This is a genomic window from Streptomyces sp. NPDC127068 (assembly GCF_042724695.1).
Lineage (GTDB): Bacteria > Actinomycetota > Actinomycetes > Streptomycetales > Streptomycetaceae > Streptomyces.
This window is the reverse complement of the sequence record NZ_JBHXEN010000037.1, coordinates 48,176-72,767: the sequence shown is the minus strand read 5'-3', so window position 1 is coordinate 72,767 and position 24,592 is coordinate 48,176. Positions and strand designations below refer to the sequence as shown.

Below are 24,592 nucleotides of genomic sequence, written 5' to 3'. Positions count from 1 at the left end.
CATCCGGCCCGCGCGTCCCTCAGACCACGCCCTCCAGCTCCGTCAGCAGGCGCCGCTTGGAGCGGGCGCCCACCACCGACCACACCCGCTCACCACGGTCGAACACCATCAGCGTCGGCATGGACATCACCCCGTACTGGAGGGTGGTCTCCGGATTGGTGTCCACGTCGATCTGGACGACCGTCATCCGGTCCGCCTCCTCGGCGGCGATCTCGGCGAGCACCGGGGCGATCTGGCGGCACGGCGGGCACCAGTCCGCGGTGAACTCCACCAGTACCGGCCGCTGTGACGCCAGCACCACGTCCGCGAAGTCCGCGTCCGTGACCGCCGCCAATCCTTCGGTCCTGATCATGTCTGTCCGTCCTCCGGTCCGACTCGGCCCGTTCCCTCGGGGAACACGGCACACCCGGGCTCCGGTCCACCCGGAACCAGCGCGGCGGCGCCCAGTGCGTCCCGGGCCCGCTCGGCACGGGCGAGCTGATCGCCCACCCGCTCCCTGACGGCCGCCAACTCGGCCATCAGGGCGTCGATCTCGGCGAGCTTGCGGCGGTACACGGCCAGGGACGCCGGGCAGTCGTCGCCCTCGGAGTGGCCGGCCCGCAGACAGTCCACGAACGGCCGGGTCTCCTCCAGGTCGAAGCCCGACTCCTGGAGCGTGCGGATCTGCCGCAGGAGCAACAGGGCGTCCTCGTCGTAGACGCGGTGGCCGTTCTCCCCGCGCCGCGCGGACAGCAGTCCGCGGGCCTCGTAGTACCGCAGGGCCCGGGGGGTCGTCCCCGCCCGTGCCGCGAGTTCACCGATGCGCATGTCCATGACGCTAGGCCCTGACGTCGACGTCATGACAAGGGCGTGTGCGGCAGGTCACCAACGGGTGGGCGGGCGTCGGGGGGCGCGGCACGGGGCAGGCGGTCTCCTGCGGCTCCGTCGGCGCCCCCGCCACGGGGGCGGCCCGGCCCACGGGCACGGCCCCCGTTCGGGCGCTCACTTCGGCGGGCGCACCGCCTCCACGGTGGCGGTCCAGGTCTCCTTGCCCCGACCCTGGGCGAGGGCCCGTTGGGCGACGGCCCGGACGGCGTGCAACAGGCCCGTGTCGAGTCCGCGGTGCTCGGACACCTCCACCAGGTGGTCGACGGTGGCGGCCATCATCGCCAGGTTCGCCGCGTCACCGGCGTAGTCGCGGGCGGAGATCTCGTGCACCGCACCGGCGGTCATCAGCGGCATGATCCCGGTGATCGTGTCGAGGAAGGGCGCGATGTCCCCCGGTGCGACTCCCTCGGCCTCGGCCAGGGCGAAGGCGTGCACCATGCCCGAGATGCTGGCGTAGAAGTAGTCGAGCAGTGCCATGTCGTAGGCGGCGGCCCGGCCCGGCTCCTCGCCGACGTACTCGATCTTGCCGCCGAGCGCGCCGAGGGCGTCCGCGTGGCGGTCGAAGAGGGCCCGGGGTCCGGAGTGGAACACCAGGCTGTCCGGTGTGCCGATCACCTGGACCGGGACCATGATGGCGCCGTCCAGGTAGTCGATGCCCCGCTCCACCGCCCAAGCGGCGGTCTCCCGGGCCCGCTCGGGGGTGTCCGAGGTCAGGTTGACCAGGACGCGGCCCGCGAGGGCGTCCGCTATCTGCTCGTTGACGGCGGTCACCGCGTGGTGGTCCACCAGGCACATCACCACCAACTCGGAGGCGCGTACGGCCTCTTCGGCGGAGCCGGCCTCGGTCGCGCCCAGGGCGACCAGTTCGGCGGCCCGGCCCGGGGACCGGTTCCAGACGGTGGTGGGGTGTCCGGCGCGGACGAACGCGGTGGCGAGAGCGCGGCCCATCGCCCCGAGTCCCAGTACGGTCACGGAGGTCTTCTCGGCAGCCATGGGGTGCTTCCCTTCGGGAGGTTCGTGTGCGGTGCCTCCATGCTGGTCTCTCGCCAACTCCCCCACAAGTACCGACTTTTTCCTTCGATACGCACCTGCGGGTAAGCGTCGGCACCGCCCGCCGGCCGGGTCGCCCCGTCTCGCTCGCGTCGCTTCAGTCGCCGCGGACCCAGCGGTAGTACAGCTCCGGCCGCCCCACCTGTCCGTACAGGGGGCTGCGGGTGGCGCGCCCGGTCGCGGCCAGGTGCTCCAGGTAGCGCCGTGCGGTGATCCGGGAGATGCCGACCGTCTCGGCGGCCCCCGCGGCCGTCACCCCGTCCGCCGCGGACCGCAGGGTGTGGACGACCCGCTCCAGGGTCGGCGCGCTCAGCCCCTTGGGCAGTTCCGCGGGGGCGGGCGCCCGCAGCGCGGCCAGCGCCCGGTCCACCTCGTCCTGTCCGCTGGCCTCGCCCGCCGCTGTCCGGAACTCCGAGTACCGCACCAGCCGGTCGCGCAGGGTGGCGAAGGTGAAGGGCTTCAGCACGTACTGGACCACCCCCAGCGACACCCCCTCCCGCACCACCGCGAGGTCCCGGGCCGAGGTCACCGCGATCACGTCGGCGTGGTGCCCGGCCGCACGGAGCGAACGCGCGAGCGCCAGGCCGTGGCCGTCCGGCAGGTACAGGTCGAGCAACAGCAGGTCGACGGGTTGCCGCTCCAACGCCCGCCGGGCGTCGGCGGCCGTGTGGACCTTACCGACCGCGGTGAAGCCGGGCACCCGCTGGACGTACAGCACATGGGCGTCCGCGGCGACCGGGTCGTCCTCGACGACCAGCACCCGGATGTCGGTCATCGGGCTGCCCCCGCCGGCACGGTGGCGCCGTGGCCCAGGGGCAGCGAGGCCGTGAACTCGGCGCCGCCCGACGGGGAAGCGCTCACCGTGAGGGTTCCCCCGTAGCGGTGGACGGTCTGCCGGACCAGGGCGAGTCCGAGGCCCCGTCCGGGTGCCCGGCCCGCCGAGGGCTTGGTGGTCCACCCCCGGTCGAAGATGGCCTCGGCGTGCGCCGGGTCCACGCCTGCGCCGGTGTCGCGGACCCGCAGCAGCAGCTCGCCGTCGGCGGCGCGGGCGGTGACGGTCACCCGGGCCTGCCCGGTGCCCTGGGCGGCGTCCACGGCGTTGTCGATGAGGTTGCCGAGCACGGTGACCAGGTCCCGGGCGGGCAACGAGGGCGGCAGCAGCCCGTCGTCGATCCGGCTGTCGGGCGAGACGAGCAGTTCCACGCCCCGTTCGTTGGCCCGGGCGGCCTTGCCGAGCAACAGCGCCGCGAGCACCGGCTCCGCGACCGCCGCGACCACCTGGTCGGTGAGCGTCTGGGCCAGTTCGAGTTCGGCGGTGGCGAACTCGACGGCCTCCTCCACCCGGCCCAACTCGATCAGCGAGACCACGGTGTGCAGCCGGTTGGCCGCCTCGTGGGCCTGGGAACGCAGGGCCTGGGTGAAGCCGCGTTCGGAGTCGAGCTCGCCCATCAGCGACTGGAGTTCGGTGTGGTCCCGCAGGGTCACCACGGTGCCGCGCTGCTCACCGCTGGACACGGGCTGGGTGTTGACGACGAGCACCCGGTCCGCGCTCAGGTGGAGTTCGTCCACCCGGGGCTCGGCGGAGAGCAGCGCCCCGGTGAGCGGGGGCGGCAGCCCGAGGTCGGCGACCGAACGGCCGACGGCGTCCGCACCGGTGCCGAGCAGTTCCCGCGCACCGTCGTTGAGGAGCGCGACCCTGCGCTGTCCGTCCAGCATCAACAGCCCCTCGCGCACCGCGTGCAGCGCGGCCTGGTGGTAGTCGTGCATGTGGCTCAGCTCCGCCGCGTTCATGTCGTGCGTACTGCGGCGCAGCCGTGCGTTGATCACGTACGTGCCGATGCCGCCGAGGACCAGGGCGCCCGCGGCGACCGCCAGCAGCGCGACCACCTGGTCCCGGACCCGGGCACTGATCCGGTCGACCGTGATGCCCGCACTGACCAGGGCGACGATCGGGCCGCCCGACGCGTTCGCCCGGACCGGGGTGACCACCCGGACCGAGGGCCCCAGCGTGCCGGTGTGGGTCTCGGCGAAGGTCTCGCCGCGCAGCGCCGGTTCGATGTGGCCGAGGAACCGGCCGCCGATCCGGTCCTCGTTGGGGTGCGTCAAGCGGATGCCGTCCAGATCGATGATCGTCACGAAGTCGACACCCGTGTCCTGCTGCGCGCGCACCGCGTACGGCTGGAGCGCGGCCGTGGGATCGGGTCCGCGCACCCCCTCCCGCACCGAGGGCGAGGCCGCGACCGCGCGGGCCGCCGCCTCCGCCTGACGGCGGGCGGACTGTTCGGCCTGGTGGGCGTTGCTGAGGTACGTGAACAGCGCGCACCCCGCGACGACGACCGCGACCAGCACGGCCTGCATCGCGAACAGCTGACCGGCCAGGCTGCGCGGGTGGGGCACCCGGGACGGCCGGGGCAACCGGATGCGGGGCACGCGGGGGCGTGCGGTGCGGACGAGGGGCATGCCCCCAGTCTGCATCGTCCCCGGGGCCGCTCCGGGCCACGTGAACTCAATGAACGCAAGCGTGACCCCCCTCACAGGCTGGGAGATATTCACCGGGATTCAGCCGCCCAGAACGTAAGCCGCACGCACTGCGCGTCATCCCGCGACGTATCCCCCACGTGCGTCGCGGCCCCCGCGCGGGGCACCGCAGAGTCCCGCGCCCGTCGACGAAGCCGCTGCTGTCGAGGAGGCACCCCGTGTCCGAAACCCCTGCCACCGCTCCGCCCGCCAAACGGGACCGCACCCACTACCTGTACGTCTTCGTGATCGTGGCCGTGGTCCTCGGCATCGCCGTGGGCTTCGCCGTCCCGGACTTCGCCAAGGAGCTGAAGCCGCTCGGCACCGGCTTCGTCGCACTGATCAAGATGATGATCTCGCCGATCATCTTCTGCACGATCGTGCTGGGTGTGGGTTCGGTCCGCAAGGCCGCGAAGATCGGCAAGGTGGGCGGTCTCGCGCTCGCCTACTTCATGGTCATGTCCGTCGCCGCGCTGGCGATCGGCCTGCTCGTCGGCAACATGCTGGACCCGGGCACCGGGATGGACCTCACCGACTCCGCGAAGGAGGTCGGCCACACCGCCGCCAAGGGCGCCAGCGAGGGCCCGGTGGACTTCCTGCTCGGGATCATCCCGGCCACCCTGGTCTCCGCCTTCACCGAGGGCCAGGTGCTCCAGACGCTGCTGGTCGCCCTGCTCGTCGGTTTCGCCCTCCAGGCCATGGGCCGCACCGGTGAGCCGGTGCTGCGCGGCATCGAGCACATCCAGCGGCTGGTCTTCCGGGTGCTCGCGATGATCATGTGGGCGGCCCCGGTGGGCGCGTTCGGCGCGATCGCCGCGGTGATCGGGGAGACCGGTGTCGACGCGCTCAAGGCGCTCGCCACGATCATGCTCGGCTTCTACGTGACCTGTGCGCTGTTCGTGGTGATCGTGCTGGGTCTGCTGACCCGGATGGTCGCCGGCGTCAACATCTTCCAGCTCTTCCGCTACCTGGGTCGCGAGTTCCTGCTGATCCTGTCGACGTCCTCGTCCGAGTCGGCGCTGCCGCGGCTCATCGCCAAGATGGAGCACCTCGGCGTGAGCCGGCCCGTGGTGGGCATCACCGTGCCCACCGGGTACTCGTTCAACCTCGACGGCACGATGATCTACCTGACGATGGCCTCGCTGTTCATCGCCGACGCGATGGGCGAGCCGATGGGCATCGGGCAGCAGATCGGGCTGCTGCTGTTCATGATGATCGCCTCGAAGGGCGCGGCGGGCGTGTCCGGCTCCGGCATCGCGGTGCTCGCGAGCGGGCTCCAGTCGCACAAGCCCGCGCTGGTCGACGGGGTCGGGCTCATCATCGGCATCGACCGGTTCATGAGCGAGGCGCGCGCCCTGACCAACTTCGCGGGCAATGCGGTGGCGACGCTGCTGATCGGGGTGTGGACCAAGGAGGTCGACCGGGAGCGGGTCACGAAGGTCCTCGCGGGTGAGTTGCCGTTCGACGAGCGGACGCTGCTCGATGAGGGTGACGGGGGGCCGTCGGGTGAGGGTGCGGTGCCGGTTCCGCGGGACGCGAAGGTGTCCGCGTAGCGGTTCTCCGGGTCCCTCGGGCCCCGGGCGTGTGCTCCCTCTCCTCGTGGGGCGCGGGTCCGGGGTCCTTCCCGTTGCTCGGGTGCGTGGTGGTTGCTCGCGCCGTTCCCCGCGCCCCTTCGGTGCGCTTTCCTCGGCGTGCGCTGTCCGGTGCGGGTGCGGTTCCCCGCGCCCCTGATCGGGTGCGTTCCGCTGCGCGTGCGTTGTCCAGCTCGGGTGCGCTTCGGATTTGCGCAGTTCCCCGCGCCCCTATCGGGGCACACCTGCCGGAAGGCCCCCGCCCGCCAGGACGCCCCTGAAAGGGGCGCGGGGAACGGCGCGGACGACCACAGCGCACCGCACAGGCACCACGCACGTGGAGCGGGACGTACCCAAGGGGCGCGGGGAACTGCGCGAACCTTCAGCGCACCCAAGCTGGACAGCGCACGCCGAGCCGGACGCACCCGAGGGGGCGCGGGGAACGGCGCGGGCGACCACTGCGCACCCGGGCTGAACGGACTACGGGGGAACCCACCCCTTGGCCACCGCACGGACCATGTGGTGCCGAGCCGCCGCGGGATCACCCCGGAGCCGCGCCGCAAGCCCCAGCCCGATCTCCGCACGGACCTCGCCCCGGCCGTACGCCCGCTCCGTCGAAACGGACAACGCACGCCCGTACAGCTCCGTGGCCCGCCGGGCGTGCCCACCCGCCAGCGCGGTCCGACCGAGCCAGGTCAGCGCCTCGACGACCTCGGTCCACAGCCCGAGTTCCTCAGCCACCCGCAGGCCTTCGCGGTGCAGCCGCTCCGTCCGCGCACGATCGCCGTCGGATTCGGCGACGAGCGCCAGCGACCGGGTGGCCCGCAGCTGCCCCCACCGGTCCCCGACCTCGTGGAACAGCGCCGCACCCAGCTCCGCGTGCGAACCGCCGCGGGCCGGAGCGCGGCCGGCGAGCTCGACCAGGGCCGCGGCCTCCCCCCACCGGTCACGGGCCGCCCGCGCACCGACCAAGCTCGCCTCCACCAGCCGCAGCCCCTCGTCCCGGCGGCCGTGCCCGCTCAGACCGGTGCCGACGAACCACTGCAACCGGGCCCGCAGCACCGGATCGTCGAGGCCGGCCGTCGGGTCCGCACCGGCCGGCACCGAGCTCGCGTCGGTCGAGGACGCGCGCAGTTCCATTCCGGTCAGCCAGGCCCGTGCCGTCAGACGTGCGGCCCCCGCGCTCTCGCCACTGATGGCCAACGCCGCCTGGAGCGACCTGCGGGCCTCGGTGAGCCGCCCGCGCAGGAACCAGTACCACGTCATCGCGTTCACCAGCCGCAACGCGTGCCCGGTGGCGCCCTCGGCCGTCGCGAGGTCGAGGGCACGACGCAGGTTGATCGTCTCCGCGTCCAGGAACTCCAGGACCCGCCGCTGCTCCGGGCCGCGCAGCCGCTCGTCCTGCCGTTCGGCCAACTCGGCGTAGCACCGCACGAACCGCGCGCGGACGGCCGCCGTCTCCCCCGCCTCGGCGAGCCGTTCGGCGCAGTACGCGGCCACCGATTCGAGCAGTCGGAACCGGCCCGCCTCACGGACCACCAGCGAACGGTCCACCAGCCGGGACAGCAGGTCGAAGACCCGGTCGGCGGGCAGGTCCCGGTCGGCGCACACGGCCTCGGCGGTCGGCAGGGTCCAACCGTCGGCGTGCACGGCCAGCCGCCGCAGTACGGTGCGCTCGTCCGCGGTCAGCAGGTGCCAGCTCCAGTCGAGCATGGCCCGTAGCGTCTGCTGGCGGGCGGGCAGCCCGCGCGCCCGGACCTCGGGCGGCGCCAACCGGCCGTCCAGGGAGGCGGCGAGTTCGTCCGGGCTCAGTGTCCGCAACCGGGAGGCCACGAGTTCCAGCGCGAGCGGAATGCCGTCCAGCCGACGGCAGATCGCGGACACCGCCGCGGCGTTGTCCGCGTCCAGGACGAAGCCGGGGGCCGCTGCCGCCGCGCGCTCCACGAACAGTTCGACGGCGCTGGACCGGGCGACCGCTCCCGCACCTGCGTGCTCCGGCAACGCCAGCGGCGGCACCGGGTGCACCACCTCGCCGGGGATGTCGAGGGCTTCCTGGCTGGTGAGCAGCAGATGCCCCCCGGGGACCGTCGACAGCACGGCGCCGGCGAGCGCGGCGACCGCCTCCACCAGGTGCTCGCAGTTGTCCAGCAGGACGAGCAGCCGTTTTCCGGCCACCGCCCGGCAGAGCCAACCCACCAGGTCGTTCAGGTTGGGCTCCGAGGCCGCGGTGTCGCACAGCCCGAGCGTCGTGATGACCCGTTCGGCGATGTCGTCGGGGGTCGACGCGGCCCCCAGACCGGCCAGTTCCACCAACCACACCCCGTCGGGGAACCGGTCGGTCAGGTCGCGGGCCGCGGCGATCGCCAGTCGGGTCTTCCCCACTCCGCCGAGACCGGTGAGCGTGACCAGCCGGGTGGTCGGGTGGGACCCGAGCCGGGCGCGCACCCGGTCGACCGCCTCCTGTCGACCGATCAACGAGGTCAGCGGGGTGGGCAGATTGGTGCGGCACGACGGGGATTCGACGGTCGGCAGTGCGAGGTGCGGTTCCTGGCGCAGGATCGCCTCGTGCAGCGCAGTGACCGCGGGGCCGGGCAACACGCCTAGTTCTGCACTCAGTTGGCGCCGCAGTTCGTGGAAGCTCAGCAAGGCGTCGCCCTGTTGTCCCGAACGGTAGAGCGCGCGCATATGGGCCGTGCGCAGTCGTTCGCGTAGCGGATGCCGGGCCACCAGCTCACCCAACTCCGCTGCCAGAGCGGTGTGTTCACCGAGGGTCAGTCGCACTTCGGCCTGGTCCTCCAGGACGGTCAGGCGCAGCGCCTCCAGTCGGGCGATCTCACTGCGGGCGAACAGGGACTCCGCGACGTCGGCGTAGGCAGGGCCCCGCCACAGGGCCAGCGCGTCGGCGAACAGGTCGCCCCGCACCGCCGGTTCCCCGTGGGCGTGGGCGCGTTCCGCCAGTTCCTGGAACCGCTGCGCGTCGACCACGTCGTCCGTGAGCAGCAGCCGGTAGCCGGCGGGTTCGCGGACCACCTGGTCCCGGCCGAGCACCCGGCGCAGTTGCGAGACCTTGGTGTGCAGCGAGTTGACCGAACCGCCCGGCGGGTAGCCCGCCCAGAGGTCCTCGATGAGACGGTCCGCCGGTACGGGTGCGCCCCCGTGGACCAGCAGGTTCGCCAGCAGGGCCCGCACCTTCGCTTCGGGGACCCTGACCGGCAGCCCCTCGGCGTCCCAGACGGCCAGCGGGCCGAGCACCCCGTAGCGCATGGTCGCAGTGTATCGCCGGGGACCATCAGAAAACCGTGCGCGCCGGTCGGCAGAGTGCCTCGCACCTTCTCGAACTCGAACGACCTAGGAGTGCAATGAGCACATCGACCGTGCACCGGGCCGGTCCCCGGGAGTGGGGCGGGCTGGCCGTCCTCGCCCTGCCCACCGTGCTGCTCGGACTCGACGTCACCGTGCTGTACCTCGCCCTCCCCTCGCTGGCCGAAGACCTGCGCCCCAGCAGTACCGAAACACTGTGGATCATGGACGCCTACGGGTTCCTGATCGCCGGCTTCCTGATCACCATGGGCACGCTGGGCGACCGGATCGGCCGCCGGAAACTGCTGATGATCGGCGCCGCGGCCTTCGGGGTGGTCTCGGTGGTGGCCGCCTACTCCGGCAGCACCGAAGTGCTCATCGCCGCGCGCGCGGCACTGGGGATCGCCGGTGCCACGCTGATGCCGTCCACCCTGGCCCTCATCAGCAACATGTTCGCCGACCCGCGCCAACGCTCGGTGGCGATCGGTGTCTGGGCGACCTGCTTCGCGCTCGGCATGGCGCTCGGGCCGGTGGTCGGCGGCACGATGCTCGCCCACTTCTGGTGGGGTTCGGCGTTCCTCCTCGCGGTCCCCGTGGCGGTCGTCCTGCTCGTGGCCGCGCCGATGTTGATCCCCGAGTACCGTGCGCCGCACAGCGGCCGGTTCGACCTGCTCAGCGTCGCACTGTCGCTGCTCGCGATCCTGCCGGTGATCTACGCGGTGAAGCGGTTCGCCAAGGACGGATTCGGCGCCCCCGCGGTCGTCGCGCTGGTGATCGGCCTGGCGTTCGCGACGCTGTTCGTCCGGCGCCAGGGCCAGTTGGCGAGCCCGTTGCTGGACGTGCGACTGTTCGCGGACCGCACGTTCAGCGCCGCACTCAGCGTGTTGCTCGTCGGGCTGATCGGTGTCGGGGGCTCGATGCTGCTGATCACTCAGCAACTCCAACTGGTGGAGGAACTGCCTCCCGTCGAAGCGGGCCTGTGGATGGGGCCGCCCGCGCTGATGATGTTCGTGGCGGCGATCGGAGCGCCGTTGGTCGCCCGGCGGGTGCCGCCGGGGATCGTGGTGTCCGTCACCCTGGCGCTGTCCACGCTCGGGTACGTGCTCCTCACCCAGGTGAACGCCACCGGAGGCATCGCCCTGATCGTGATCGGTTTCGGTCTGGTCTACCTCGGGCTCGGGGCGATCGCGGCCCTGGGCACGGACCTGGTGGTCGGCGCCGCGCCGCCGGAGAAGGCGGGTTCGGCCTCGGCGATGTCGGAGACCGTGCAGGAACTGGGCCTCGCGTTGGGCGTGGCGATCCTCGGCAGCCTGGCCACTGCGGTCTACCGGGGTCGCGTCGACGACGGAATCCCGGCGGGTACGCCGGCCGCGGTGGCCGAAGAGGTGGGCGACAGCCTCGCCGGGGCGTCCGCGGGCGCGGGGCGGATGCCCGCGGGGTGGCTCGACCAGGCGAAGGAGGCGGCCACGTCCGGCTTGAACGTCGCGATGCTGGTTGCCGCGGGGGGCACGGTGGTGTTGGCGCTGTTGGCCGCGGTGGCCTTGCGGCACATCGGGGTCATCGGCGAGGAGGACGCCCCCTGACGGCGGTTCGCCCCCCGCCTCTCGGGGTGCTCCGCCTCACGGTACTCACTCGGCTGCGGGTGCGCTGTGCTTGCCCGCGCAGTTCCCCGCGCCCCTTCGGTGCGCTGTCCCGTGCGGGTGCGTTCCGCTGTGCGTGCGTTGTCCAGCTCGGGTGCGCTTCGGATTTGCGCAGTTCCCCGCGCCCCTATCGGGGCACACCTGCCGGAAGGCCCCCGCCCGCCAGGACGCCCCTGAAAGGGGCGCGGGGAACGGCGCGGACGACCACAGCGCACCCGCAGCCACGCAGCACGGCAAGGTGCACCACCCAGGGGCGCGGGCAACCACCGCGCACCCGCGCGGGACCGCGTACCGCTAGAAGACGGACTCCGCCTCGTCCATGCGGTCCTTCGGGACCGTCTTGAGTTCGGTGACCGCGTCGGCCAGGGGAACCATGACGACGTCCGTACCGCGCAACGCGGTCATCCTGCCGAAGTCACCCCGGTGCGCCGCCTCCACCGCGTGCCAACCGAACCGCGTGGCGAGCACCCGGTCGTACGCGGTCGGCGTACCGCCCCGCTGGACGTGCCCGAGGATGACCGGCTTGGCCTCCTTGCCCAGGCGCTCCTGGAGCTCGAAGGCGAGCGCCGTGCCGATGCCCTGGAACCGCTCGTGCCCGAACTGGTCGATCTCGCCCTTCTGGTAGTTCATCGTGCCCTCGGCGGGGTGCGCGCCCTCGGCGACGCAGATGACGGCGAACTTCTTGCCCCGGGCGAACCGCTCCTCGACCAGCGCGACCAAGTCGGCCGGGTCGAAGGGGCGTTCCGGCAGGCAGATGCCGTGCGCGCCGGCGGCCATGCCGGACTCCAGGGCGATCCAGCCGGCGTGGCGTCCCATGACCTCGACGACCATCACCCGCTGGTGCGACTCCGCGGTGGTCTTCAGACGGTCCATCGCCTCGCTGGCGACGCCGACGGCCGTGTCGAAGCCGAAGGTGCGGTCGGTGGACGAGATGTCGTTGTCGATCGTCTTGGGGACGCCGACCACCGGCAGACCCGCGTCCGCGAGCATCCGGGCGGCGGTCAGCGTGCCCTCGCCGCCGATCGGGATGAGGACGTCGAAGCCGATCTCGGTGGCGAGCGCCCGGATGTTCTCGCAGGCGGCGCGGAAGCGGTCCCGCTCCAGCCGCGAGGAGCCGAGGATGGTGCCGCCGCGGGCGAGGATGCCGCTGACGGCGTTCAGGTCGAGGGGACGGTAGCGGCCGTCGAGCAGGCCGGCGTAACCGTCCTCGAAGCCGATCACCTCGTCACCGTGGTGGGTGACGGCCCGGTGCACGACCGAACGGATCACTGCGTTCAGGCCGGGGCAGTCGCCGCCCGCCGTGAGTACTCCGATGCGCATCGTGCTCTGTCTCCTGCTCGCTGCTGGTCCTGTTGAGCCCGCCTGATTCTTCCACGGTGGCACACCGGGCACCCCTCCCGCCGGTACTCCCACCACATTGGTCCAGACCGAAGACGTGATATCGGGGACCACCAGAACCTCTCGCGTCCCAGCGGTCACGGCTCGGGCCACCCGCTTCCCGGGCCCCGGACTCCGGCGGGCGCCTTAACGACACGCACAGGTATTGTCAAGAGGGGACTACGAACCACACACGGACCGCGCCCGAACGATCACGAATCGGACGCACGCGAAAGCTGGCGCGGCGACGAAACGGAGGGCACGCGTGACGCGCAGCGTGTACGTGACCGGGATCGACCGGGGCGACGGCCGCCAGGTCGTCGAGCTGGGGGTGATGGAGCTACTGACCCGCCAGGTCGACCGGGTGGGCGTGTTCCGCCCCCTCGTGCACGACGGACCGGACCGGTTGTACGACCTGTTGAGGGCCCGGTACCGGCTCAGCCAGGACCCGTCGACCGCGTACGGGATGGACTACCACGAGGCGTCCACGATCCAGGCCGAGCAGGGCACCGACGAACTGGTGTCCCGGATGGTGGCGCGGTTCCACCAGGTGGCCGAGGAGTACGAGGTCGTCCTGGTGCTGGGCACCGACTTCGCCGCGACCCAGCTGCCCGACGAACTGGCGCTCAACGCACGGCTCGCGAACGAGTTCGGGGCGTCGGTGCTGCCGGTGGTCGGCGGCCGGGGCCAGAACGCCGAGTCGGTGCGCGCCGAGGCCCGCAACGCCTACCGCGCGTACGAGGCACTGGGCTGCGACGTGCTCGCGCTGGTGGTGAACCGGGTCGACCCGAAGGACCGCGAGGCCGTGCACGAGCGCTTGGCGGCCCGGCTGCCCGTGCCCTGCTGGGTGCTGCCGGACGAACCCGCGCTGGCGGCGCCGACCGTCGCCCAGGTCACCGCCGCACTCGGCGGAACGGTTCTGCTCGGCGATGACTCCGGTCTCGCCCGGGACGCCCTCGACTTCGTCATCGGCGGTGCGATGCTGCCGAACTTCCTGCCCGCCCTGACCCCGGGGTGCCTGGTCGTCACGCCCGGGGACCGCGCGGACCTGGTCATCGGTGCGCTCGCCGCGCACAGCTCCGGGGCGCCGCCGATCGCGGGCGTGCTGCTCACCCTCGGCGAGCGCCCGCCGGAGCAGATCCTCACCCTGGCGGCCCGGCTGGCCCCGGGAACCCCGGTGATCTCGGTGCCCGGCAACAGCTTCCCCACGGCGGCGGAGCTGTTCGGGCTGGAGGGCAAGCTGAACGCGGCCACGCCGAGGAAGGCGGAGACCGCGCTCGGCCTGTTCGAGCGGTACGTCGACACCGCGGAGCTGATGACCCGGGTCTCGGCGCCGAGCAGCACCCGGGTCACGCCGATGATGTTCGAGCACAAGCTGTTGGAGCAGGCACGGTCCGACCGGCGCCGGGTCGTGCTGCCGGAGGGCACCGAGGAACGGGTGCTGCGGGCGGCGGACGTGCTGTTGCGCCGCGGGGTGTGCGACCTGACCCTGCTGGGCGATGTGGAGGCGATCCGCAAGAAGGCCGCCGACCTGGGCGTGGACCTCGGTGACGCGGATCTCGTGGACCCGCAGACCTCGGAGCTGCGGGACCGGTTCGCCGCGCGCTACGCCGAGTTGCGGGCGCACCGCGGGGTGAGCGTGGAACTGGCGTACGACGTGGTCGCGGACGTGAACTACTTCGGCACGCTGATGGTCCAGGAGGGTCTGGCGGACGGCATGGTGTCCGGTTCGGTGCACTCGACGGCGGCGACGATCCGACCCGCGTTCGAGATCATCAAGACCAGCCCGGGCGCCAAGATCGTGTCGTCGGTGTTCTTCATGTGCCTGGCCGACAAGGTCCTCGTGTACGGGGACTGCGCGGTCAATCCGGACCCGAACGCGGAGCAGCTCGCGGACATCGCGATCCAGTCGGCGGCGACGGCGGAGCAGTTCGGGGTGGACCCGCGGATCGCGATGCTCTCGTACTCGACGGGCACCTCCGGCACCGGCGCCGATGTCGACAAGGTCCGCGAGGCGACCGAGCTGGTCCGGGCGCAGCGCTCCGACCTGCGGATCGAGGGCCCGATCCAGTACGACGCGGCGGTGGAGCCGTCCGTGGCGGCGACCAAGCTGCCCCAGTCCCCGGTGGCGGGGCAGGCGAGCGTGCTGATCTTCCCGGACCTCAACACCGGCAACAACACGTACAAGGCCGTGCAGCGCTCGGCGGGCGCGATCGCGGTCGGGCCGGTGCTCCAGGGGCTGCGCAAGCCGGTGAACGACCTCTCGCGCGGGGCCCTGGTGCAGGACATCGTCAACACGGTGGCCATCACGGCGATCCAGGCGCAGGGTGCGACCGCCGTCCGGCCGACCGCCGACCCCGCTCCCGCCGCCGACCCCACCGCCGTCTCCGCATGACCTCCCCCTCCCCCGCAGCAGAAGGTTCCCCTCCCGTGATCGCACCCCTCACCCCGCACCGCGTCCTCGTCCTCAACTCCGGCTCCTCCTCGTTGAAGTACCAGCTCCTGGACATGCGGGACAGCTCGCGGCTGGCCTCCGGGCTGGTGGAGCGGATCGGGGAGCGGGGCTCCCGGCTGGTCCACTCGCCGCTGGCGGGCGGTGCGGCGGAGCCCCGGGAGCGTACGGAGCCGATGGCGGACCACACGGCGGCGCTGAAGGCGGTGGCCGAGGAGTTGGCGGCCGACGGGCTGGGGCTCGACTCGCCGCAGCTGGCGGCGATCGGACACCGGGTGGTGCACGGCGGCAAGCACTTCACCGAGCCGACCGTGATCGACGATGCGGTCATCGCGGAGATCGAGCGGCTGATCCCGGTGGCGCCGTTGCACAACCCGGCGAACCTGACCGGCATCCGGACCGCTCGGGAGCTGCGTCCGGACCTGCCGCAGGTGGCGGTCTTCGACACGGCGTTCCACACGACGATGCCGGAGGCGGCGGCCCGCTACGCGATCGACGCGGCGACCGCCGACGCCCACCGCATCCGGCGCTACGGCTTCCACGGCACCTCGCACGCGTACGTGTCGCGCCGCACGGCCGCACTGCTCGGCAAGGACCCGTCCGAGGTCAATGTGATCGTGCTGCACCTGGGCAACGGCGCTTCGGCCTCGGCGGTGCGCGGCGGGGTGTGCGTGGAGACGTCCATGGGGCTGACCCCCTTGGAGGGTCTGGTGATGGGTACCCGGTCGGGTGACGTGGACCCGGCGGTGGTGTTCCACCTGAAGCGGGTCGCGGGCATGGACATCGACGAGGTGGACGCGCTGCTGAACAAGCGCAGCGGGCTGGTGGGGCTGTGCGGCGACAACGACATGCGGGAGATCAGGCGGCGGATCGACGAGGGCGACGAGGCGGCCCGGCTGGCGTTCGACGTCTACGTGCACCGGCTGAAGAAGTACATCGGTGCCTACTACGCGGTGCTGGGCCGGGTGGACGCGGTGGTGTTCACGGCCGGGGTCGGGGAGAACGCGGCGCCGGTGCGGGAGGCGGCGGTGGCCGGTCTGGAGGAGCTGGGCCTGGTCGTGGACGCCGAGCTGAACGCCGTGCGCAGCGGGGAGCCGCGGCTGATCTCGCCGGCACGCGCCCGGGTGGCGGTGGCGGTGGTCCCGACGGACGAGGAACTGGAGATCGCCACGCAGGCGTACGCACTGGTGCGGGGCTGAGTGCGCGGCCGGGACGTACGCTCCGGCTCGCGTCCACCCCGACCCTCGCGGAGTGGACACGTATCAACACGCCTGAGCAGGCACCCGCCCATTTGTAGCTTCCACCAGGCGGAATATTCCGCATTGAAACAAACCGATAGGATGAGCCTCATGCGCCGTTCCAAGATCGTCTGTACCCTGGGCCCCGCCGTCGACTCGTTCGAGCAGCTGAAGTCGCTGATCGAGGCCGGGATGAACGTGGCCCGCTTCAACATGAGCCACGGCTCCCACGAGGAGCACCGGGCCCGGTACGAGCGCGTCCGCGATGCCGCTCGGGAGACCGGTCAGGCCATCGGTGTCCTCGCGGACCTCCAGGGACCGAAGATCCGGCTGGAGACCTTCGCCGAGGGTCCGGTCGAGCTGGTGCGCGGCGACGAGTTCACCATCACCACCGAGGACGTGCCCGGCGACAAGTCCATCTGCGGCACCACGTACAAGGGACTGCCCGGGGACTGCCGCATCGGCGACCCGATCCTCATCAACGACGGCAACGTCGAACTCCGGGTGACCGGGATCGAGGGCCCCGAGGTGCGGACGATCGTCATCGAGGGCGGTGTCATCTCCGACCACAAGGGCATCAACCTGCCCGGCGCGGCCGTGAACGTCCCGGCGCTGTCCGAGAAGGACATCGACGACCTGCGCTTCGCCCTGCGGATGGGCTGCGACCTGGTCGCCCTGTCCTTCGTGCGGGACGCCGCCGACGTCGACGACGTGCACAAGGTCATGGACGAGGAGGGGCGTCGCGTCCCCGTCATCGCCAAGGTGGAGAAGCCGCAGGCGGTGGCCAACATGGAGGCCGTGGTGGCGGCGTTCGACGGGGTGATGGTCGCCCGCGGCGACCTGGCCGTCGAGTACCCGCTGGAGAAGGTCCCGATGGTGCAGAAGCGGCTCATCGAGCTGTGCCGCCGCAACGCCAAACCGGTGGTCGTGGCGACCCAGATGATGGAGTCGATGATCACCAACTCCCGTCCCACCCGCGCCGAGGCGTCCGACGTCGCCAACGCGATCCTGGACGGTGCCGACGCGGTGATGCTGTCCGCCGAGTCCTCGGTCGGCGCCTATCCGATCGAGACCGTGAAGACGATGTCGAAGATCGTCGTCGCGGCCGAGGAGGAGCTGCTCTCCAAGGGCCTCCAGCCGCTGGTGCCGGGCAAGAAGCCCCGTACCCAGGGCGGTTCGGTGGCCCGCGCCGCCTGCGAGATCGCCGATTTCCTCGGCGCCAAGGGCCTGATCGCCTTCACGCAGTCCGGTGACACCGCCCGCCGGCTCTCCCGCTACCGCGCCGCGCAGCCGATCGTCGCCTTCACCACCGACGAGTCGACCCGCAACCAGCTGGCGCTCAGCTGGGGCGTCGACGCCAACGTGGTGCCGCACGTCAACACCACCGACGAGATGGTCGGCCTGGTGGACGCCGAGATCGTGCAGCTGAAGCGCTTCCAGGAGGGCGACACCGTCGTCATCACCGCCGGCTCGCCCCCCGGGGTGCCCGGCACCACCAACATGGTCCGGGTCCACCACCTGGGCAACGGCGAGCGCGACTAGTTCCGCTAGTTCCGCCGCAGGTCGAACGCCTTCAGGGGCGCCCCTTCCCGGGGCGCCCCTGAAGGCGTTGTGGACGTCAGTCGCTGACGGACTGGCGCAGGCCCGGGACGGTCAGGTCGCCGCCGAACTGACCGGCCTGCACCATCCGGACCCGGGTGAAGTACGCGGCGGGCAGGTCCAGCGGCGGCGGGTGCTCCGGGTCGAAGACGATCGGGATCGTCCCGAACAGTCGGCCTTCGAGGCGCTCGGTGTACATCGTCACGCGTCCCCCGCGCAGGGTGGACACGGAGCCCCGGGCCGCCCGCAGGTGGTACGTCCGACCGTCGGCGTCGGTCACGCTCTGGTGCAGGTCGCCGATGTCGACGCCGTCGTCCGCGGTGAACTTGAGGGCCTGTTTGGTGCGTCCGTCCGGCATCGTCAGATTCACCACGCCGTGGTAGGTGAGCCCGCGCAGGAAGAGGGAGCTGGCTTCCAGGAGCCAGGGCCGCCCCGGGATCGGGGCGGCGGGCCGCTCGGGCGTGCCGTCGGACCGCTTCTCGACGGCGCAGGGGAACGGCACCTTGCCCTCGGCGTCCGGCGCGGACGACTGCGCGTCCGGCGCGGACGGCTGCGGGGGCGCGGTGCCGGTGGGGTCCCGGCGCGGGGTCCGTACGGTCCCTTCGCGTGCGGTCGCGATCGCGCGGGGGCCGGGGGACCGCCCGACGCCGTCACCCGGCGCCGACCCGGAGGCCGATGCCGTCGGGGCGGGCGCGGGCGGTTGCCGTCCAGACGGGGCGAGCAGGTTCCGGACCGGGTCGCCCACGCCCAGCGAGTCCAGGACGGTCAGCGGACCCGAGGGGTGCAGGGGCTCCAACGGCGGTCGGGAGCGGGCCGGTACGGGGAACCGCTCGACCCGGTCACCGGAACGGTCGGCGCGGTCGTCGTCGCGGTCGTCGGAGGCCGCGGGGCGGTCCGCAGTGCGCCGCGCCCCGTCCGGTCGCCCGGTGGCCGGGGCCGCGGCGCCCTCCACCGCCCCGCCGTCCCCGGTCGGGCCCTCCGGAGCGGCGACGCAGGGGCCGTCCTGGAAGGGGTTGTCGGGGACGGCGGGTCGGGCCTGGGCGAGCGTCGGGGTCATCCCCAGGCCCATGAGGACGGCGGTCGGCATCGCGGCGATCGCGATCGCCTTCCCGGCGGGCACCTGCCACCGGGTCAACAGCGGTTTCCTGGGGGCCGCGTGACGGGGTCCCGGCCGCGGGGTGCGGGGCGGGTCGGCGTCCGGCGGGCAGGGCGCCCCCTCAGCCGGCACGGCGGTGCCCGTCCGGCCCCGGGTCCGGGTCCGCGACGGGTTCGCCCGGGGCCCAGGCGATCGCCATCGCTCCGCCGACCAGGGCGAGTGCGTACCCCGCCACGAAGCCGCCGAAGTTGGAGACGACCAGCGAGACCAGGGCCAGCAGGATCGCCGCCACGCCCGCGAAGATCCGTGAGTGCTTCTGGAACCACATGGTCAGGCCCAGCACCATCAGGAGGACGCCGATGATCAGCGAGCCGGCGCCCGCGGTGGTGGCCATCCGGATGGTGACGGTGCCGAGCGTGAGGTTGGCGTACGGGAAGTACATGATCGGCAGGCCGCCCAGCAGGGTCAACACGCCGGCCCAGAAGGGGCATTGACCGCGCCAGTGCCTGAACGACCGCCGCCAGCCGTGGGCCCGGTCGCCCAGCCCTTCGTGCGCTTCGGCACTCATGTCGTACAGCTCCTCGGGTAGCGCGGGCGGTTCTCGGTGCAGGGGTGCTCGGGCGCGCGGCGGCCGGACGCCCGGGGGCCGGCCCGGGTCGGGGTCCGGCGGCGGCCCCGGGGCCGCCCGGTCACGGCGCCCGGCGCCGGGCGGGCACCGGGCGGTGGTCGCTCGGGAACGTCAGAAGCACTCGTGCTTGCCCCTCTGCACCTTCATCGCCATGCCGGACAGTTTGAAGGTGCCCGCACTGGTCGCCCGGGCGCGCTGCCGCAGATCGGTGAAGACGACCGAATCGGCCTGCTGGGCGAAGGAGCCGGGCTCGTACCGGTCGCCCCGCGACGGGCCGGGCCCCTTGGTGGTGTCGTCGACCGAGACGCCCATGTCGATCTCCCGGAAGGTGGCGTTGGCCTGGAGCTCGTCCGTGTCGATGTAGAGCTTGTTGGCCACGACCTCCGGATCACCGGGCCGACCCGCGGAGAGCTTCAGCGACACGTCGCCGAACACGCCGATGGGGACCACCACGGACTGGCACAGATCCGTGATGACCGCGTCCTCCAGCCCGATCACGGACACCGCGTGGTTCCCCGACTCACCGCTGTCCACCGCGTTGTACTGGACGTACCCGGTGCCGTCGAGCCGATTGGCGGTCATCTTGAACTGCTGCCCCGACACGCTGAACGACGCCGCCAGCGCCCCCTGCGAGAGGGCGACGCCTATCGCGGCGGACGCCGCGACGCTCGGCACCATGACCACGGCGAACCGCTTCCATCTGGTACCGCCACGAGCCACGGACTCCATGACTTTCCTCCTCCTCGGACATCCATCTCCGGCGTCGACCGGCCCCTCGCGGCGGCTCGGTCGGGCAGGGTTGGGAGACGTGTCACGTCGCCGGTGAGGAGAGCACCCGCCCTCGGTACGCGCCCGAAGCGCGGGCGATCACCCCCGGGCGACGACCACAGGTCGCGCCCGACAGGTCACGCGCGACAACCGGACAGGCTCCGCCGGTCGGCGAAGACCCCCCTGTCCCGGGCCGGTACCCCCTGGGCCCCTGTTGACGCGGGAAGGCCACGGGTCACCGACCGCTCGGGGGAACCCAGGGTCCCGGTCCCGGGCTGGCCGCCGGGCGCTGAGGGAATGGACCGAGCGTCGCCGATGGTGGTGTATCCGGGCCGTACGCACAAGGGCTTCGTTACCGACTGGTAATCGAAGGGCTATCGATTCGCGACCGTACGACACGACACCACTACACAAAGTGGCCACAAGAGCCCCACACGTCACTTCCGTCAAGGACGAAACGGGGCAGAAGGCCGACCGGGACGCATGTGCAGTGACCGTGGGTCGCTGTTGTCAAGATTCTGTGAAGATCACGAGTTTGCGAACTTGTTTTCGAAAACCCCGTTCGCCCCCGCCGAAACACGGACGGGGGCGAACGGGACGGAGTCGGGAGAACGGGGCGGAGACAGGGAGGCGGAGCCGAGACGGGGGCCGGGAAGGGGGGCCGGGAAGGGTGACTAGAACAGCGCCCGGGCCAGCGTCCTGCGGGCGGCGGCCACCCGCGGATCGTCGGCACCGACCACCTCGAACAGCTCCAGCAGCCGCAGCCGCAGCGCCTCGCGGTCCTCGCCCGCCGTGCGGCGCACCGCGTCGACCAGCCGCCCGAACGCGTCCTCCACATGACCGCCGACCAGGTCGAGGTCGGCGGCGGCGATCTGCGCGGCCGGATCGGCGGGACGGTCCGCGGCGTCCCGCCGGACGGCCTGCGGGTCGACGCCCTGCACCCGCTGGAGCAGCTCCGCCTGGGCGAGGCCGAGCTTCGCCTCCGGGTGCCCGGGGTCCTCGGACAGCACGTTCCGGTACGCCTGCACCGCACCGCCGAGATCGCCCGAGTCGAGGGCGCGCGCGGCGGCTTCGAGGACCGCGTCGTACGGTCCGGCCGGGACCTGGGGCTGCGCGGCGGACTCCGGGCCCCCGGCGTCCGCGTCAGCGTCGATGGTGAGCCCGGTCAGCCCGAAGCGCTCTTCGGCGACCTGCACCAGCTGGTCGAGCGTCTGGCGGATCTGGGCCTCGGGGGCCGCGCCCTGGAAGAGCGGCAGCGCCTGCCCGGCGACCACGGCGAAGACCGCCGGGATGCCCTGGATACCGAACTGCTGCATCAACATCTGGTTGGCGTCGACGTCGATCTTGGCGAGGAGGAAGCGGCCGTTGTACTCGACGGCCAGCCGTTCGAGGAGCGGACCGAGCTGCTTGCACGGCTCGCACCACTCGGCCCAGAAGTCGATGACGACGGGCACCTCGGCGGAGCGCTGGAGCACCTCGCTCTCGAAGCCGGCCTCGTCGACGTCGATCACGAGGGCGGACGGGCCGACGGCCCCGCCGCCGCCCTGCCGGGCCGCTTCGGCCCGGGCCTGCTCCGCCTTCGCCTTGGCCTCCTGGGCGGCCTTCACCGCTCCGAGGTCGACGACCCCGCTCATGGACATGTTCCGTGGCTGCATGGGTACATCCTCCCCCCTGGGCGCGGCTCAGCGAAAAGCGGTGTCACCACGGTGTGACGCAGGGGCCCGTCGACCCCCGCGGCCACGGGGTCAGAAGCCGGGCGGCTCGGTGTAGACGCCCCACTCGACGCGCAGCACGTCGCAGATCTCTCCCAGGGTCGCCTCGGCGCGCACCGCCTCCAACATGGGCTCGATCATGTTGTCGCCGCGCCGGCCCGCGGCGACCATCGCGTCCAGCGCGGTGCGCACCCGTACGCCGTCGCGCCCGGCCTTGCGGTCGGCGAGGGCCCGCACCTGCTCGCGTTCCACCTCGTGGCTGACCCGAAGGATCTCCAGGTCGCCGGTGACGGAGCCGTGGTGGACGTTGACGCCGACCACGCGCTTGTCGCCCTTCTCCAGGGACTGCTGGTAGCGGAACGCCGACTCGGCGATCTCGCCGGTGAACCAGCCGTCCTCGATGCCGCGCAGGATGCCGGAGGTGATCGGCCCGACGGGGTGCTGACCGTCGGGGTGGGCCCGCCGGCCGCGCTCCTCGATCTGTTCGAAGATCCGCTCGGCGTCCGCCTCGATCCGGTCGGTGAGCTGCTCGACGTACCAGGAGCCGCCGAGCGGGTCGGCGACGTTGGCGACGCCGATCTCCTCCATCAGCACCTGCTGGGTGCGCAGCGCGATCTCGGCGGCCTGCTCGGAGGGGAGCGCCAGGGTCTCGTCGAGGGCGTTGGTGTGCAGCGAGTTGGTGCCGCCGAGCACCGCGGCGAGGGCCTCCACGGCGGTGCGGACGACGTTGTTGTAGGGCTGCTGGGCGGTGAGCGACACGCCCGCCGTCTGGGTGTGGAACCGCAGCCACTGCGCCTTGGCGGTGCGGGCCCCGTACACGTCGCGCATCCAGCGGGCCCAGATCCGACGGGCGGCCCGGAACTTGGCGATCTCCTCGAAGAAGTCGAGGTGCGCGTCGAAGAAGAAGGAGAGGCCGGGGGCGAAGGTGTCGACGTCGAGTCCGCGCGACAGGCCCAGTTCCACGTATCCGAAGCCGTCGGCGAGGGTGTACGCCAGCTCCTGCGCGGCCGTCGACCCGGCCTCGCGGATGTGGTAGCCGGAGACCGAGAGCGGCTTGTACGCGGGGATGTGCCGCGCGCAGTGCTCCATCAGGTCGCCGATCAGCCGCAGGTGCGGCTCGGGCGGGAAGAGCCACTCCTTCTGGGCGATGTACTCCTTGAAGATGTCGGTCTGGAGGGTGCCGTTGAGGACGGCGGGGTCGACGCCCTGGCGTTCGGCGGCCACCAGGTACATGCAGAAGGCGGGGACGGCCGGCCCGCTGATGGTCATCGAGGTGGTGACGTCGCCGAGCGGGATGTCCCGGAACAGGACCTCCATGTCGGCGGCGGAGTCGATGGCGACCCCGCAGTGGCCGACCTCGCCGAGCGAGCGTCCGTCGTCGGAGTCGCGTCCCATCAGGGTGGGCATGTCGAAGGCGACGGAGAGGCCGCCGCCGCCCGCCGCGAGGATCATCTGGTACCGCTCGTTGGTCTGCTCGGCGTTGCCGAAGCCGGCGAACTGGCGGATGGTCCAGGTGCGGCCCCGGTAGCCGGTCGGGTGCAGGCCGCGGGTGAAGGGGTACTCCCCGGGCCAGCCGATCCGCTCGAAGCCCTCGTAGGTGTCGCCGGGCCGGGGGCCGTAGACGGGCTCGACCGGATCGCCGGAGAGCGTGGTGAAGTCGGCGTCGCGCTTGTGGGCGGCGTCGTACCGGGCCTGCCAGCGTCGGCGGCCCTCCTCGATCGCGTCAGCGTCCATGCTTCGAATTTACTAGGACGTCCTAGTAAATGTCGATGGGAAACCGCCGGAGTCCGCCACGGGCTCCGGCGGAGGGGGCGCGCGGCCCCGGACGTCACGCCTTGACGGGCTCCGGCGCACGGTCCGTGATCAGGGCACGGGTCTCACGGCTGATCTTCGGCTCGACGAAGAACGAGGCGAACGGGATGCAGCCGACGAGGAGCACCCACAGCAACTTGCCGAACGGCCACTTCGCCTTGGAGCCGAGGTCGAAGGCGAAGACCACGTAGACGATGAACAGCAGACCGTGGATCTGCGAGATGATCATGGTGTCGCCGGTCTCGAAGCCGTACTTCAGGATGATCGCCACGGTGAACACCAGCAGCCAGATGGCGGTGATGTACGCCATCACCCGGTAGCGCGTCAGCACGGTTTGCTTCATGGCCCGAGCGTAACGACCGCAGATGTCCGATCTTCGAGCGGGTCACCCCTCGCGGCGCTCCCCCGCTCGTCCCCCGCTACCCCTCGAAGTCCCGGGCGGCGGCGCGCAGCGGGCGCAGCATCGCGAAGATCTCCCCGCACTCCTCCGCGTCGTAGGCGCCGAGCCCGAAGTCCATCGCCATCAGGTCCCGGGTGGCCGCCTCCACCACCTCGCGGCCCTTGTCGGTGATGGAGGCGAGGGTGCCCCGGCCGTCGTTCGGGTTGGGCCGCTTCTCCACCAGCCCGGAGCGCACCAGCCGGTCGACCGTGTTGGTGACCGAGGTCGGGTGGACCATCAGCCGCTCGCCGATCTTCGACATCGGCAGCTCGCCCGCCTTGGAGAAGGTGAGCAGCACCAGCGCCTCGTAGCGGGCGAAGGTCAGCCCGTAGGGCTTGACGACCGCGTCGACCTCGCCCAGCAGGATCTGGTGCGCGCGCATGATCGAGGTGATCGCGGCCATCGAGGGGACGCTGCCCCAGCGCTGCTTCCAGAGCTCATCGGCGCGGGCGATCGGATCGAAGGCGAGACTCAGTGGCTTCGGCACGATGCGACCCTACCGGCCGGTCATATGCCGGTCAGCCCC

18 protein-coding genes and 1 pseudogene are annotated in these 24,592 nt (G+C 72.1%); 5 read left to right on the top strand and 14 right to left on the bottom strand.

All coding sequences use genetic code 11. The features are described 5' to 3' along the window. Window positions 1–19 precede the first annotated feature (19 nt). From trxA to ACFWIA_RS23000, 5 genes are all read right to left on the bottom strand, one after another. Complete coding sequence (gene trxA / locus ACFWIA_RS23020; protein WP_387007981.1) at window positions 20–352, bottom strand: thioredoxin; 333 nt, start codon at window positions 350–352, stop codon at window positions 20–22. Then, the gene (locus ACFWIA_RS23015; RefSeq protein ID WP_387007980.1) at window positions 349–807 is read right to left on the bottom strand and encodes a MerR family transcriptional regulator; all 459 of its coding nucleotides are present in this window, start codon (window positions 805–807) and stop codon (window positions 349–351) included. Before ACFWIA_RS23015 ends, trxA begins: the two co-directional genes overlap by 4 nt. A 174-nt stretch (window positions 808–981) precedes the next feature. Continuing rightward, window positions 982–1,860: an NAD(P)-dependent oxidoreductase gene (locus tag ACFWIA_RS23010; RefSeq protein WP_387007978.1), complete on the bottom strand. Its 879-nt coding sequence runs from the start codon at window positions 1,858–1,860 to the stop codon at window positions 982–984. 154 nt (window positions 1,861–2,014) lie between these two features. After that, the gene (locus tag ACFWIA_RS23005; RefSeq protein ID WP_385756962.1) at window positions 2,015–2,692 is read right to left on the bottom strand and encodes a response regulator; all 678 of its coding nucleotides are present in this window, start codon (window positions 2,690–2,692) and stop codon (window positions 2,015–2,017) included. Further along, window positions 2,689–4,275, bottom strand: a complete 1,587-nt coding sequence (locus ACFWIA_RS23000; RefSeq protein ID WP_387008011.1) for an ATP-binding protein — start codon at window positions 4,273–4,275, stop codon at window positions 2,689–2,691. The genes ACFWIA_RS23005 and ACFWIA_RS23000 overlap by 4 nt, the downstream gene beginning before the upstream one ends. Window positions 4,276–4,613: 338 nt before the next feature. Here ACFWIA_RS23000 and ACFWIA_RS22995 point away from each other — a divergent pair, with 338 nt between their 5' ends. Then, on the top strand, window positions 4,614–5,987 hold the full coding sequence (locus ACFWIA_RS22995; protein WP_387007976.1) for a cation:dicarboxylate symporter family transporter: 1,374 nt from the start codon (window positions 4,614–4,616) through the stop codon (window positions 5,985–5,987). A 498-nt stretch (window positions 5,988–6,485) separates the two neighbouring features. On the opposite strand, the gene ACFWIA_RS22990 is transcribed toward ACFWIA_RS22995, so the two are convergent. Next, entirely contained in the window at window positions 6,486–9,269 is a 2,784-nt protein-coding gene (locus tag ACFWIA_RS22990; protein WP_387007974.1) for a BTAD domain-containing putative transcriptional regulator, read from the bottom strand. A gap of 95 nt (window positions 9,270–9,364) precedes the next feature. Between ACFWIA_RS22990 and ACFWIA_RS22985 the strand changes: the two genes are divergently transcribed. Continuing rightward, window positions 9,365–10,888: an MFS transporter gene (locus ACFWIA_RS22985; RefSeq protein ID WP_387007972.1), complete on the top strand. Its 1,524-nt coding sequence runs from the start codon at window positions 9,365–9,367 to the stop codon at window positions 10,886–10,888. 351 nt (window positions 10,889–11,239) lie between these two features. On the opposite strand, the gene ACFWIA_RS22980 is transcribed toward ACFWIA_RS22985, so the two are convergent. Continuing rightward, entirely contained in the window at window positions 11,240–12,265 is a 1,026-nt protein-coding gene (locus tag ACFWIA_RS22980) for a 6-phosphofructokinase (protein ID WP_385492317.1), read from the bottom strand. A 322-nt stretch (window positions 12,266–12,587) separates the two neighbouring features. On the opposite strand from ACFWIA_RS22980, the gene pta reads away from it, so the two are divergent. From pta to pyk, 3 genes are all read left to right on the top strand, one after another. Then, entirely contained in the window at window positions 12,588–14,717 is a 2,130-nt protein-coding gene (pta, locus tag ACFWIA_RS22975; protein WP_387007970.1) for a phosphate acetyltransferase, read from the top strand. Next, window positions 14,714–15,973 carry an acetate kinase gene (locus ACFWIA_RS22970; RefSeq protein ID WP_387007969.1) on the top strand — a complete coding sequence of 420 codons (1,260 nt, stop codon included), beginning with the start codon at window positions 14,714–14,716 and terminating at the stop codon, window positions 15,971–15,973. The genes pta and ACFWIA_RS22970 overlap by 4 nt, the downstream gene beginning before the upstream one ends. A gap of 150 nt (window positions 15,974–16,123) precedes the next feature. Then, window positions 16,124–17,554 carry a pyruvate kinase gene (gene pyk, locus ACFWIA_RS22965; protein WP_387007967.1) on the top strand — a complete coding sequence of 477 codons (1,431 nt, stop codon included), beginning with the start codon at window positions 16,124–16,126 and terminating at the stop codon, window positions 17,552–17,554. A gap of 76 nt (window positions 17,555–17,630) precedes the next feature. On the opposite strand, the gene ACFWIA_RS22960 is transcribed toward pyk, so the two are convergent. The 7 genes and pseudogenes from ACFWIA_RS22960 to ACFWIA_RS22930 all read right to left on the bottom strand — a co-directional run bounded on the left by ACFWIA_RS22960 (window position 17,631) and on the right by ACFWIA_RS22930 (window position 24,553). Beyond that, window positions 17,631–18,746 carry a hypothetical protein gene (locus ACFWIA_RS22960; protein ID WP_387007965.1) on the bottom strand — a complete coding sequence of 372 codons (1,116 nt, stop codon included), beginning with the start codon at window positions 18,744–18,746 and terminating at the stop codon, window positions 17,631–17,633. A gap of 106 nt (window positions 18,747–18,852) precedes the next feature. Then, window positions 18,853–19,275: pseudogene (locus ACFWIA_RS22955) on the bottom strand (DUF6114 domain-containing protein); the annotation flags it as partial. 171 nt (window positions 19,276–19,446) lie between these two features. Continuing rightward, window positions 19,447–20,064, bottom strand: coding sequence for a DUF6230 family protein (locus tag ACFWIA_RS22950; protein WP_387007963.1), 618 nt, complete (start codon window positions 20,062–20,064; stop codon window positions 19,447–19,449). Window positions 20,065–20,777: 713 nt separating this feature from the next. After that, entirely contained in the window at window positions 20,778–21,758 is a 981-nt protein-coding gene (locus ACFWIA_RS22945) for a tetratricopeptide repeat protein (protein ID WP_387007961.1), read from the bottom strand. Window positions 21,759–21,848: 90 nt separating this feature from the next. Next, window positions 21,849–23,549, bottom strand: a complete 1,701-nt coding sequence (locus ACFWIA_RS22940; protein ID WP_387007959.1) for a methylmalonyl-CoA mutase — start codon at window positions 23,547–23,549, stop codon at window positions 21,849–21,851. Window positions 23,550–23,643: 94 nt separating this feature from the next. Continuing rightward, window positions 23,644–23,970 carry a DUF3817 domain-containing protein gene (locus tag ACFWIA_RS22935; RefSeq protein ID WP_387007957.1) on the bottom strand — a complete coding sequence of 109 codons (327 nt, stop codon included), beginning with the start codon at window positions 23,968–23,970 and terminating at the stop codon, window positions 23,644–23,646. Window positions 23,971–24,046: 76 nt separating this feature from the next. Continuing rightward, window positions 24,047–24,553: a MarR family winged helix-turn-helix transcriptional regulator gene (locus tag ACFWIA_RS22930; protein WP_387007955.1), complete on the bottom strand. Its 507-nt coding sequence runs from the start codon at window positions 24,551–24,553 to the stop codon at window positions 24,047–24,049. Between the last annotated feature and the right edge of the window lie 39 nt (window positions 24,554–24,592).